At 56.4% G+C, this 12,575-nt stretch carries 13 protein-coding genes; 4 read left to right on the top strand and 9 right to left on the bottom strand.

The features are described 5' to 3' along the window. Positions 1-24: 24 nt before the first annotated feature. The 4 genes from plsC to DSD31_RS03585 all read right to left on the bottom strand — a co-directional run bounded on the left by plsC (position 25) and on the right by DSD31_RS03585 (position 4,816). On the bottom strand, positions 25-762 hold the full coding sequence (plsC, locus tag DSD31_RS03600; protein WP_004867743.1) for a 1-acylglycerol-3-phosphate O-acyltransferase: 738 nt from the start codon (positions 760-762) through the stop codon (positions 25-27). A gap of 321 nt (positions 763-1,083) precedes the next feature. Continuing rightward, complete coding sequence (gene parC, locus DSD31_RS03595) at positions 1,084-3,345, bottom strand: DNA topoisomerase IV subunit A (protein ID WP_004867745.1); 2,262 nt, start codon at positions 3,343-3,345, stop codon at positions 1,084-1,086. A gap of 121 nt (positions 3,346-3,466) precedes the next feature. After that, positions 3,467-4,336 (bottom strand): AraC family transcriptional regulator, encoded by an 870-nt coding sequence (locus tag DSD31_RS03590; RefSeq protein WP_004867747.1) that lies wholly within the window; start codon positions 4,334-4,336, stop codon positions 3,467-3,469. Positions 4,337-4,408: 72 nt separating this feature from the next. Further along, entirely contained in the window at positions 4,409-4,816 is a 408-nt protein-coding gene (locus DSD31_RS03585; RefSeq protein WP_004867749.1) for a YgiW/YdeI family stress tolerance OB fold protein, read from the bottom strand. Between the two features lie 150 nt (positions 4,817-4,966). Between DSD31_RS03585 and qseB the strand changes: the two genes are divergently transcribed. The 4 genes from qseB to DSD31_RS03565 all read left to right on the top strand — a co-directional run bounded on the left by qseB (position 4,967) and on the right by DSD31_RS03565 (position 7,999). Beyond that, the gene (gene qseB / locus DSD31_RS03580; RefSeq protein ID WP_044347910.1) at positions 4,967-5,626 is read left to right on the top strand and encodes a quorum sensing response regulator transcription factor QseB; all 660 of its coding nucleotides are present in this window, start codon (positions 4,967-4,969) and stop codon (positions 5,624-5,626) included. After that, positions 5,623-6,963: a quorum sensing histidine kinase QseC gene (gene qseC, locus DSD31_RS03575; RefSeq protein ID WP_004867753.1), complete on the top strand. Its 1,341-nt coding sequence runs from the start codon at positions 5,623-5,625 to the stop codon at positions 6,961-6,963. Before qseB ends, qseC begins: the two co-directional genes overlap by 4 nt. 104 nt (positions 6,964-7,067) lie before the next feature. Next, positions 7,068-7,649: an NAD(P)H-dependent oxidoreductase gene (locus DSD31_RS03570; protein ID WP_113990831.1), complete on the top strand. Its 582-nt coding sequence runs from the start codon at positions 7,068-7,070 to the stop codon at positions 7,647-7,649. A 35-nt stretch (positions 7,650-7,684) separates the two neighbouring features. Continuing rightward, on the top strand, positions 7,685-7,999 hold the full coding sequence (locus DSD31_RS03565; protein WP_004867760.1) for a putative quinol monooxygenase: 315 nt from the start codon (positions 7,685-7,687) through the stop codon (positions 7,997-7,999). Between the two features lie 79 nt (positions 8,000-8,078). On the opposite strand, the gene parE is transcribed toward DSD31_RS03565, so the two are convergent. From parE to nudF, 5 genes are read right to left on the bottom strand one after another with little or no spacing between them, the layout of a single operon-like run. After that, positions 8,079-9,974 carry a DNA topoisomerase IV subunit B gene (gene parE, locus DSD31_RS03560; protein WP_004867763.1) on the bottom strand — a complete coding sequence of 632 codons (1,896 nt, stop codon included), beginning with the start codon at positions 9,972-9,974 and terminating at the stop codon, positions 8,079-8,081. Between the two features lie 30 nt (positions 9,975-10,004). Continuing rightward, positions 10,005-10,580, bottom strand: coding sequence for an esterase YqiA (gene yqiA, locus DSD31_RS03555; RefSeq protein ID WP_004867764.1), 576 nt, complete (start codon positions 10,578-10,580; stop codon positions 10,005-10,007). Then, positions 10,580-11,407, bottom strand: coding sequence for a 3',5'-cyclic-AMP phosphodiesterase (gene cpdA / locus DSD31_RS03550; protein WP_113990830.1), 828 nt, complete (start codon positions 11,405-11,407; stop codon positions 10,580-10,582). Before cpdA ends, yqiA begins: the two co-directional genes overlap by 1 nt. Positions 11,408-11,431: 24 nt before the next feature. Further along, positions 11,432-11,854 carry a DUF1249 family protein gene (locus tag DSD31_RS03545; RefSeq protein WP_004867771.1) on the bottom strand — a complete coding sequence of 141 codons (423 nt, stop codon included), beginning with the start codon at positions 11,852-11,854 and terminating at the stop codon, positions 11,432-11,434. Beyond that, positions 11,851-12,483, bottom strand: coding sequence for an ADP-ribose diphosphatase (gene nudF, locus DSD31_RS03540; protein ID WP_004867773.1), 633 nt, complete (start codon positions 12,481-12,483; stop codon positions 11,851-11,853). Before nudF ends, DSD31_RS03545 begins: the two co-directional genes overlap by 4 nt. Positions 12,484-12,575: the final 92 nt, after the last annotated feature.

Here is a 12,575-nt window from a genome sequence, read left to right as displayed (position 1 = left end):
CGCATTATCGCGGCAGTTCCTGGTTTATTTCTTTGCCGCCGCTTCGCGTTCAGCAACCTCGCGATCCAGCTCTTCAATCTTCGCCGCCATCAGCTCGCGGCAGTGCGTTGCCAGCGCACGTACGCCCTCTTTACCAAACTGGCTGGTATCGACCGGCGGCAGCATTTCGACAATCACCAGACCATTGTTCAGGCGATTGAGGTTAATTTTATTCGAAGTATTGGAAACGCACACCGGAATAATCGGTACGCCAGCGGCAATCGCCGCGTGGAAAGCGCCGGTTTTAAAGGGGAGCAAACCGCGACCGCGGCTGCGCGTACCTTCCGGGAACATCCAGAAAGAGATTTTGCGTTTTTTAAACGTATTGACGACCTGCGAGATAGTGCCATGCGCTTTCGCCCGGTTATTACGGTCAATCAGCAGGTTCCCCGTCAACCAGTAGAGCAGACCAAAAAACGGGATCCACACCAGGCTCTTTTTACCCACGGTCACGGTCGGCGGCTGTACGATATTTGATGCCGTCACCATATCATAGTTGTTCTGATGGTTAGCGATGTAGATCGCATTGCCATAGCTCTCTGCATCAGCAGGCTTACGCGTTTCGACCTTCAGGCCGAACAGCGGAGAGAGCCGGCCAAACAGATGCCCGAAGGTGGCCACGTGTTTAGGATTACGCGGGCTGAACAAGCAGTAAATACAGCCAAATATGCACACAAAGAGACAATAAATAACAACAACAATTAGTCGAAAAATAAATAGCATAGCTACCTCTAAAACCCAAACCGCTTAGAATGATACCCGTTAAACTTCAGCTCGTATGCGCGCGAACGGCGATATCGCCCGGTACATCGTGACCGCACGTGCACGACACGCCTGACACGCTCGTCGTTGCATTTCAGCGCAACTCACGTGTAAAGGGTACTGACTCGCTGTTTAGCAGATTGCAGGCGTCGGGTGTCATTTGCTGGCCGCCCCGACGTATCTTGAATGATTTTGCGCCTATTGTTAATCGCAACACCTGAATAAACAACGATTTTGCGGCAAATTTTAGCCTCCCCTACCGGATAGCAGGGGAGGCTCATCTTACTCTTCGCTATCGCCCGCCGACGATGCCCGACGCGGCGAATCGATTTCCACACGATCGATTTTCTGCAGTCCGCGCATCAGCGAGCCGCGACGACCGCGTTCACCGGTGACTTTTTGCAGCTCTTCGGGACGCAGTTTAATTTTGCGTTTCCCGACGTGGATAGTCAGCGTGCTCTGCGGCGGCAGCACGAACAAGTGCGCCAGGCCATCCTGACCGGAAGCCGCTTCCGCCGACGGAATATTGATAATCTTATTCCCCTTACCTTTCGACAGCTGCGGTAAGTCGCTGACCGGGAACATCAGCATGCGTCCGGCAGCGGTGATCGCCAGCAGCATGTCTGAATCATCCTCAATCACCAGCGGCGCCATGACGCGCGCGTTATCCGGCAACGTAATCAGCGCCTTGCCTGCGCGGTTGCGCGCCACCAGATCGTTGAAGGTACAGACGAAACCGTAGCCGGCGTCGGAGGCCATCAGCAGCTTGCGATCGTCGCTTTCCATCAGCATATGTTCAATGCTGGCGCCCGGCGGTAGCGTCAGTTTGCCGGTAATCGGCTCACCCTGACCGCGTGCCGACGGCAGCGTAATGGGATCGATGGCGTAGCTACGCCCGGTGGTATCAATAAACACCACCGGCTGGTTGCTCTTGCCTTTCGACGACGCCTTCCAGCTATCGCCGGCTTTATAACTCAGGCCCTGCGCGTCAATATCGTGGCCTTTGGCGCTCCGCACCCAGCCCATTTGCGACAGCACGATGGTCACCGGTTCAGACGGCAGCATGTCGTGCTCGCTCATCGCTTTTGCTTCTTCGCGCTCGCGCAGCGGTGAACGACGATCGTCGCCGAAGGTTTCGGCGTCGGCCTGCAGCTCTTTCTTCAGCAGGTTGTTCATCTTCCGTTCAGAGGCCAGAATCGCCTGCAGCTGATCGCGCTCTTTTTCCAGATCGCTCTGCTCGCCGCGGATCTTCATCTCTTCCAGTCGGGCGAGGTGACGCAGTTTCAGCTCAAGGATCGCTTCCGCCTGGGTTTCGCTGATGCCAAAACGCGACATCAGGGCCGGCTTCGGTTCATCCTCGTGGCGGATAATTTCAATCACTTCATCAATGTTGAGGAACGCGACCAGCAAACCTTCGAGGATGTGCAGACGCTTGAGCACTTTCTCCAGCCGGTAGTTCAGACGACGACGCACGGTATCGCGGCGGAAGGTCAGCCATTCCGCGAGGATCTCCAGCAGGTTTTTTACCGCCGGACGATTGTCGAGGCCGATCATGTTCAGGTTGATGCGATAGCTTTTTTCAAGATCGGTGGTCGCAAACAGATGATTCATCACCTGTTCCATATCCACGCGATTCGAACGCGGGACGATCACCAGGCGCGTCGGGTTTTCGTGGTCCGACTCATCGCGCAGATCGTCAACCATCGGCAGCTTTTTGTTGCGCATCTGAGCGGCAATCTGTTCCAGCACGCGGGCGCCGGAAACCTGATGCGGCAACGCCGTAATCACTACCGCGCCGTCCTCTTTTTTCCATACCGCACGCATCCGCACCGAACCGCGACCGTTCTGGTAGATTTTGCGGATCTCCGCGCGTGGAGTAATGATTTCGGCTTCGGTCGGGTAGTCTGGCCCGTGAACGATATCCAGCAGTTCGTCGAGCGAGGTCTGCGGTTTTTCGATCAACGTAATGGCAGCCTGCGCCACTTCACGCAGGTTGTGCGGAGGAATATCGGTTGCCATACCAACGGCGATGCCGGTAGTGCCGTTCAGCAGGATATTCGGCAGACGCGCAGGCAGCATTTTCGGCTCCTGCATCGTCCCGTCGAAGTTCGGCACCCAGTCGACGGTTCCCTGCCCCAGTTCGCCCAGCAGCAGTTCCGCATACTTCGACAAACGGGATTCGGTATAACGCATCGCGGCGAAGGATTTAGGATCGTCCGGCGCCCCCCAGTTCCCCTGCCCATCCACCAGCGGGTAGCGGTAGGAGAATGGCTGCGCCATCAGCACCATAGCTTCATAGCATGCGCTATCGCCGTGCGGGTGATATTTACCCAGCACATCACCCACGGTGCGGGCGGACTTTTTGAACTTCGCGCTGGCGTTCAGCCCCAGCTCAGACATCGCGTAAACGATGCGACGCTGGACCGGCTTCAGACCATCGCCAATAAACGGCAACGCCCTGTCCATGATGACGTACATGGAATAGTTCAGGTAAGCATTTTCCGTAAATTCATGCAGCGCAAGGCGCTCTGCCATATCGCTCATTAATCGTGAATCCTCAATCTGCGTACCGACCGTGCGGGCGGCAAAACTACCCGCGATAATACCCGATCTCACGCCCTGAGTCACAGGCCGTGAGATCGGCTGAGGATTCCGCTGGCGCTAATCAGCGTAACGGCAGATAAATATCGGTCTGTAGCTCGTGTTCGCCGACTTCATGCACGAAGTTGAGGTAACGAAAAAACAGCGGAAAATCGCGTGGCGTTTCGCCCGACGTCGGTAGCCAGTCGCGGTAGAGAGACCAGATACTTTGCGCGAGCGTATCCAGCGAGCCGTGATGGCGCGCCACTGCGCATCGCCCGCCCGGAATGGTGCCATTCACCACGCCAAAGGCGTTTTCCGCGATCGGTTCGCTGACCGACCCGCAGATATCAAAACGGAAATCGTCAGCGGGGGTGGCCGCGGGATCGTCCCACGACACGCCCCAGGTCGCGCTGGTGGCGACCGGCGATAACCCGCTCGCCTTGCGCCAGGCGATAAACTGCGCCGCCGTAGCATTGACCAAATCAGGACTGCCGCGGTGGCGCAACATCGCCACCTGCGTCTCAGGGAACTGGACTATTTTAACCACCATCGGATGTTGCTCCTGTAACGTATGTTTCGGAACGCGTCGATGCCACTCCTGCCAGTCCGGCTGTTGACGGAACTGGCTGGGGCTTTGAGCGAACGCGGCACGGAAGGCACGACTGAACGATTCCGGATTCTGAAACCCGGCATCAAGGGCAATATCGATGATTTTATCCTGCGGCCTGAACGCCAGACGCCAGCAGGCGCGGCGCAGACGCAGCCACTGGATATAGCGATATAGCGGTACGCCGCTACAGGCAGTGAATTGCCGGTGAAAGTGGTACGGCGAGCTGTGCGCGATCGCGCTCAGCGTCTCCAGCGACAGGGGTTCATCCAGATGACGCTCAATGTATAAACACACGCGCTGAAAACGCCCGGCGTACGCCGGGCTGGTTCTGGTCTCGTTCATCGTCTCCTCCTCCGGACATACTCTGGCAGCGCGAGGATAGCGATTCCTGACCGATCTTGCGCGATGTCGCGCTTACGGGGTGACTTTAGTAATCTGCTTCACATCGATTTCGACCGAGTTCCAGTCTTTGTCGACCTCCCCCTGGATCTCAACGGTGTCCTGCGGTGTGACGGTCAGGCCGTTCCAGCGTTTATGGTCAATATCCACATTCACCGTCCCGGAAGCATCCTGGAATTTATACAGATCGTCGGAAATCCGCTGCACGATTTTACCGCGCAGGGTCACCCAGGTGTCATCCCGCAAGGATTTGGCGTTTTCCACCGTCGTTACGCTCCCGCTCGGGCCAATAAAACCGCCTTTTTGCGTAGACGTCTGGCTGGTTTGCGTCGCACCCGGTCCGTTAAAACCACCTTGTTCAGCAGCCAGCACCGGCATCGAAATTAAAGCGACGATCGCGGTCATTGCAGCCATTTTCTTCATAAGATGTTCTCCTTGTCTGGTTATATGACCATGATTACATCAGGCAAAACTTAACGACTTCTTAAGCAGAAAAAAGAAATTTTATTACTGTACAGCGCCTGCCGCAACGCGGTTTACTGCGCGTACTCATGACAGCCACAGGAGCGGCCAATGCGCATTTTACTGGTGGAAGACGACAAGCTCATCGGCGATGGCATTAAAGTCGGGCTGACAAAAATGGGCTTCAGCATCGACTGGTTTACCCGCGGCGAAGAGGGCAAAACCGCGCTCTATACGGCGCCCTATGACGCGGCGATCCTCGACCTGACGCTGCCCGGCATCGACGGGCTGGATATCCTGCGCGAATGGCGTAATCAGGGCCGCCACGAGCCGGTACTGATCCTCACGGCCCGCGATGCGCTCAGCCAGCGGGTTGAAGGGCTGCGCCTCGGCGCCGATGACTATCTGTGTAAACCTTTCGCGCTGATTGAAGTTGCCGCCCGTCTGGAGGCCCTGATTCGTCGCACCCACGGCCAGAGCAGCAGCGAGCTGCGCCATGGCCACGTTGCGCTCGATCCCATTGGTCTGACCGTAACGGTGAACGGCGACAACCTGGCGCTGAAGCCAAAAGAGTTCGCCTTGCTGGAGCTACTGATGCGCAATGCCGGACGTGTGCTGCCGCGCAAGCTCATTGAAGAGAAACTCTATACCTGGGATGACGATGTCTCCAGCAATGCGGTCGAGGTGCACGTTCATCACCTGCGCCGCAAGCTCGGCAGTGAATTTATTCGTACCGTTCACGGTATCGGCTATACCCTCGGTGATGCATGAAACGACTTAGCCTGCGCGTCCGCCTGACGCTCCTGTTTTTCCTGCTGACCAGCGCGGCCTGGGGCATCGCCTGCTTTTTTGCCTGGCAACAAACCACGGAAAAACTGGATAAGCTCTTTGATACCCAACAGCTGCTGTTTGCCCGCCGACTGAGCGCCATGAATTTCGACGAGCTGCATACGCTCACGGCGCCGGTGCGGACAAAAAAGAAGATCAAGCACGGCCACCTCGATGACGACGCGCTGGCGTTCGCGATTTTCACGGCCGACGGCAAGCGCCTGCTTCACGACGGCGAGAATGGTCAGGACATCCCGTGGCAGAATCGTCGGGAAGGCTTCAGCGATGGCTATCTGAATAACGATGATGATGAATGGCGCTTCCTGCAGCTAACCACCGGCGATGGCCGCTACCGTATTGTCGTGGGTCAGGAGTGGGACTACCGGCGGGAAATGGCGCTGGATATCGTCACCTCCCAGCTGACTCCCTGGCTGGTGGCGCTGCCGCTGATGTTCCTGCTGCTGATTGTGCTATTGAGCCGGGAGCTGGCGCCGTTAAAACAGCTGGCCAGAACGCTGCGTCTGCGCGCGCCGGACTCGGCGGAATCGCTTAACGTCGACAAGGTGCCCAGTGAAGTCCGGCCGCTGGTCGATGCCCTGAATCAGCTGTTTGCTCGTACGCATGACACCATGATACGCGAGCGCCGGTTTACCTCCGATGCCGCACACGAGCTGCGCAGCCCGCTTGCAGCCCTGAAAGTGCAGACTGAAGTCGCTCAGCTATCAATGGACGACCCGCAGGGGCGGGAGAAAGCGCTGGCGCAGCTGCATGAAGGAATTGACCGCGCAACCCGGCTGGTAGACCAGCTTTTAACGTTGTCGCGCCTCGATTCTCTGGCGCAGCTTGATGATGTGCATACGATAGCCATCGATGAGCTGCTGCAATCGTCGGTCATGGAGATGTACCACTCTGCGCAGCAGGCGGGCATTGAGCTTCGCCTGCACCTGAACGCAACTCAGGTCATGCAGCCGGGCCAGCCGCTGCTGCTGAGTCTGCTGGTGCGCAATCTGCTGGATAACGCCGTACGTTACAGCCCGCGCGGCAGCCAGGTCGATATCACTCTTGATGCCCGTGAGTTTTCCGTTCGCGATAATGGCCCGGGCGTCAGCCCCGAGGCGCTGGCGCGTATCGGCGAGCGCTTCTATCGCCCTCCCGGCCAGGATGAGCCCGGTAGCGGGCTGGGATTATCTATCGTCCGCCGCATTGCCGCGCTGCACCGGATGACGGTAGACTTCAGCAACGCGCCCGAAGGCGGTTTCGCGGCGCGCGTGCGCTGGTAGCAATTATTGCAATTAACGCAAAAGACTTTGCACATTTTGCTCATTTTACCGCCCCGCCTCGCGGGGTAAAATCAGTGACAAACTCGAAACCTGAAGGGTAAAAAATGAGCAACATCCTGATTATCAACGGCGCGAAGAAATTCGCCCATTCAAACGGCCAGTTGAATGACACCCTGACCGAGGTCGCGGATGGTTATCTGCGCGACGCCGGGCATGATGTTAAAATCGTTCGTGCTGAAAGCGATTACGACGTCCGGCAAGAAGTACAGAATTTCCTCTGGGCCGACGTGGTTATCTGGCAAATGCCGGGCTGGTGGATGGGCGCGCCGTGGACCGTGAAGAAATATATTGATGACGTCTTCACCGAAGGGCATGGCTCGCTGTATGCCAGCGACGGACGCACCCGCTCCGACGCCAGCAAGAAATATGGTTCCGGCGGCTTGATTCAGGGCAAGCAATACATGCTCTCCCTGACCTGGAACGCACCGATGGATGCCTTCACCGATAAGGATCAGTTCTTCCACGGCGTGGGCATTGACGGTGTTTATCTGCCGTTCCATAAAGCCAACCAGTTCCTCGGCATGACCCCTCTGCCGACCTTTATCGCCAACGACGTCATTAAAATGCCGGATGTTCCGCGTGACATAGCAGAATATCGCAAGCATCTGGCGCAGATTTTTGGTTAACTAAAGGTCTACATACAGAAGGAGTTGAGTTAATCATGTTGACAGTGATCGCAGAAATTCGTACACGCCCGGGCCAACATCATCGCCAGGCGGTACTTGATCAGTTTGCAAAACTTGTTCCGGTGGTTTTACAGGAAGAGGGCTGCCACGGCTATGCGCCGCTGGTGGACCACGCTGCCGGCGTGAGTTTCCAGAGCACCTCTCCGGATTCGATCGTCATGGTTGAACAGTGGGAAAGCGTTGCCCATCTTGAAGCGCATCTGCAAACTCCGCATATGAAAGCATACGCTGAAGCGGTGAAAGGCGACGTGCTGGAGACCAGTATCCGTATCCTGCAGTCCGGCATTTAAGCCTGCGCACCCTGCGCACAAAGAAAAAACCAGAAGTGAGTCAGAACTGGCGGAGCGCCAGTTCTGCTTAAACAGCAGGTCAGGCTTCCAGATCCGCCATATCCCCTTTCTCCTGCAGCCAGTTACGACGGTCTTCCGAACGTTTCTTGGCTAACAGCATATCCATCATCGCGGTAGTCTGCTGCTCATCCTCATCACTGATAATCAGCTGAACCAGGCGGCGGGTATTCGGGTCAAGCGTGGTTTCACGCAGCTGCATCGGGTTCATCTCACCCAGCCCTTTAAAGCGCTGTACGTTCGGTTTGCCCTTCTTACGTTTGAGCTGCTCCAGCACGCCGGCTTTCTCTTCTTCCGTCAGCGCGTAGTAAACCTCTTTGCCGAGATCGATACGGTACAAAGGCGGCAGCGCAACGTGGACGTGCCCGTGCTTCACCAGCGTGCGGAAGTGCTTCACAAACAGCGCACACAGCAGCGTGGCAATGTGCAGGCCATCGGAGTCCGCATCCGCGAGGATACAAATCTTGCCGTAGCGAAGCTGACTTAAGTCGTCGCTGTCCGGATCGATACCGATAGCCACCGAAATGTCGTGCACCTCTTGCGAGGCCAGCACTTCATCCGAAGAGACTTCCCAGGTATTAAGGATTTTACCCTTCAGCGGCATAATCGCCTGATATTCCCGGTCGCGCGCCTGCTTGGCAGAACCGCCTGCCGAGTCCCCTTCCACCAGAAACAGCTCGGTACGGTTCAGATCCTGGGCGGTACAGTCCGCCAGCTTGCCCGGCAGCGCGGGGCCGCTGGTCAGCTTTTTACGAACCACCTTTTTGGCAGCGCGCATCCGGCGCTGAGCGCTGGAGATGGCCATCTCGGCAAGCAGCTCCGCGGCCTGAACGTTCTGGTTCAGCCACAGGCTGAAGGCATCTTTCACCACCCCGGAGACAAACGCCGCGCACTGACGCGAAGAGAGACGCTCTTTGGTCTGACCGGCAAACTGCGGATCCTGCATTTTCACCGACAGCACGTAGGCACAGCGATCCCAGATATCTTCCGCAGACAGCTTCACGCCGCGCGGCAGGATATTGCGATATTCACAGAACTCGCGCATCGCTTCGAGCAGCCCCTGGCGCAGGCCGTTAACATGGGTACCGCCCTGCATGGTCGGGATCAGGTTAACGTAGCTTTCGGTCAGCAGCTCCCCGCCTTCCGGTAGCCACAGCAGCGCCCAGTCGACCGCTTCGGTTTCGCCGGAGAAGTTGCCGACGAACGGTTTTTCCGGCAGCAGCGGCAGGCCGTTCACCGCTTCGCACAGGTAATCAGTCAGGCCGTCCTGGTAACACCAGCGCTGTTCGCTGTTGTTTACCTGGTCACGGAAGACAATCTCGACCCCGGGGCAAAGCACGGCTTTAGCTTTGAGTACATGCGTCAGACGCGAGACGGAAAAACGCGGACTGTCAAAGAAGCTCTCATCCGGCCAGAAATGCACGCTGGTTCCGGTATTGCGTTTACCGCAGGTACCGGTGACATGAAGATCTTCAACTTTATCGCCGTTCTCGAAGGCGATGCTGTAGATCTGGCCATCGCGGCGGACGTTCACTTCCACACGCTTCGACAGGGCGTTGACCACCGAAATACCCACCCCGTGCAGGCCACCCGAGAACTGGTAGTTCTTGCTGGAGAATTTGCCGCCCGCATGCAGCCGGCACAGGATCAGCTCAACCGCCGGAACCCCTTCTTCCGGGTGGATATCAACCGGCATCCCGCGTCCATCGTCGATCACTTCCAGCGATTGATCGGCATGAAGAATGACCTCCACGCGTTTCGCATGGCCAGCCAGTGCTTCATCCACACTGTTATCAATAACTTCCTGGCCGAGATGGTTAGGACGTGTTGTGTCAGTGTACATCCCCGGACGGCGGCGAACCGGCTCTAGCCCGGTGAGTACCTCAATGGCATCAGCGTTATATGAAGATTGCGTCATGGTGTGTATTCGTAGGTCATCCAGGGCCGCTTAACGCAGACCCAGAAAATCGATAATCTGAGTGAAATGATCTTCAAAGCCGACAAATGCGTGATTGCCGCCCTCCTCTACCGTCTGCCGGCATGAGGCGTAGTAAGCAACGGCCTGGCGGTAATCAAGCACTTCATCGCCCGTTTGCTGCAGCAGCCAGATTAAATCAGGCGCTTCCAGCGGGTCGATTTGCATGACTTTGAGATCGTAAATATGGCGTGACTCTAGCACATATTGCTGCCCCGTGTACGGATTCTCATTGGGGCCAAGGAAATTGTTCAGCAGTTCAAACGGGCGTACCGCCGGGTTAACCACCACCGTCGGCAGCATAAAACACTGCGATAGCCAGGTGGCATAGTAGCCTCCCAGCGAAGACCCCACCACCCCCAGCGGTTCCCCGCCGCGTTCCAGCACAATGGCTTCCAGCATCTCCGCCGCTTCTGCCGGGTAGGCGGGTAGCTCAGGCACCACCATCGTAATCTCGGGAAAGGTCTGCGTCAGCCAGTCCTTCAACGCCGTCGCTTTTGCCGACCGCGGTGAACTGTTAAAACCATGCAGATAAAGGAGCGTAGCCATCAGTATCCTTCTGAAGCAATATCCGGGTGAAACTTCACGCCGTTAAGGCGGCAAACTTCCGTGGTCAAGGTACCGTCGGCGTGCAGTTCCAGCCAGCGCCAGCCGGGAGAAATGGTGTCCAGGGTAAAATTGGCGCAATGCGGCTTAAACTGTACGCAGGTCGAGGGAGTGGCCATCATCCGCCGCCCGTTCCAGTTGAGGTCCAGTTCCTGGTGAATATGGCCGCAGAGTAAATGTTTTACGCGCGGGAAAGCGGCCAGCGCACGATCCAGAGCCCCGGCGTTCCGCAGGCTGTGTTGATCCAACCAGCTACAACCCGAAGGGAGCGGATGATGATGCAACAGCAGCAGCGTATAACGCTCAGGCTCTTCCGCCAGCTTCTGCTCCAGCCACTCAAGCTGAAACTCGCTCAGCTCGCCGTGGGGAACGCCAAACACCTGGCTGTCCAACAGCAATATTTGCCAACGATCGCCCAGCAAGACCCTTTTGGCCGGGGAAATACCTGATTCCTGCAGCGTGCTGTACATCGCCGGCTGGAAGTCATGATTGCCCGGCAACCAGACGCAGGGCGCGGCAAAACTCGCGATACCTTCAGCAAAGTGCTGATAGGCCGCGGCTGAATGGTCCTGCGCCAGATCGCCTGTTGCTACTATAAGATCGCATGGACGCTGTGAGGCATGGATGGCATCCAGCACGGCCTGGTAGCTTTCCCAGGTATTGATACCTAACAGCGTTTCATGTTTTTCAGCAAACAGGTGAGTATCAGTAATTTGTAATATCCTGACTCTGGTCTCACCAGCCAGAGGCAGATTCAACAGGCTTTCCAAATGGTGTCCTTAGGTTTCACGACGCTAACAAACCGGAATCGCCATCGCTCCATGTGCTAAACAGTATCTCAGCCAGTCCGCCAGGAACTGATTAATTTGATGCTTTTCGTCGCGTTGATGCAACTTTTTATTAGGATAATCATACTTTGCTTTGAAGCGAAAGATCTGCTGAGTCGAACACACTTCAGCGACCATCGCGTCATGATACAGACGTACCGTCATTGACGGTAAACTCCAGTAACTTACCGCCGGAACCGTCTGCTCAATTGACACTAATGTAGTGTAGCGGGTCGACTCGACGATAGTTAATCGATATTGCGCATTGCCCACCTGATAGCCCGCGACATCGCCGGCTGCATCGGTTCGAGGCAACAAGCGGCGCAACTGAGCAAAATTGGTTTCACACAGGCGCATCATTTCCGGGAAGTCAGGTGTATAACGCTTCATTTTGTCCACTCATTACGTAAATTGTGATAATGCAATTGCAGCCATTGCAAGGCGATGACAGAGGCCGCATTGTCGATTTTCCCCTCTTCAACCCACTGATAAGCCTGCTCCCGGCTTACCACATGCACCCGGATGTCTTCATTTTCATCCGCCAGACCGTGAATCCCTTTTGCCGTTGTGGCATCGACTTCACCGACCAGAATCGACAGTCTTTCGCTGGTGCCGCCTGGGCTGGCCAGGTAGCTCAAGACCGGTTTTGTCCGCCCGACGACCAGCCCGGCTTCTTCTACCGCTTCGCGGCGGGCAACGTCCTCGGGGGTCTCACCGTCTTCAATCATACCGGCGACCATTTCAAGCAGCCACGGGCTCTCGCTGGTATCATACGCGGCGATGCGGATTTGCTCGACCAGCACCACTTCATCACGTACCGGGTCAAAGGGTAGCAAGACTGCGGCATGCCCGCGTTCAAAAATTTCGCGCGTCACCTCGCCGCTCATTCCACCGTTAAACAGGCGATGGCGAAAACGGTATAAATCCAGCGAAAAAAAACCACGATAAAGCGTTTCGCGTGCAATAATTTCTACATCGTTTTTAGAGAAGGTGATTCCTTGCTGATTGGGCTTGCTCATTGTCTCTGTCCTGCGCATCCGAAAGTAAGGATTTATAAGCCGTTTGGCTATCGTTTTACAGCCTGTATGTTAGATTGGTGCAAATTACCGCC

Source organism: Klebsiella sp. X13 (genome assembly GCF_003323835.1).
Taxonomy (GTDB): Bacteria; Pseudomonadota; Gammaproteobacteria; order Enterobacterales; family Enterobacteriaceae; genus Klebsiella; species Klebsiella ornithinolytica.
Note: the sequence above shows the minus strand (reverse complement) of the source record. Positions and strands in the feature narration are given on the sequence as shown.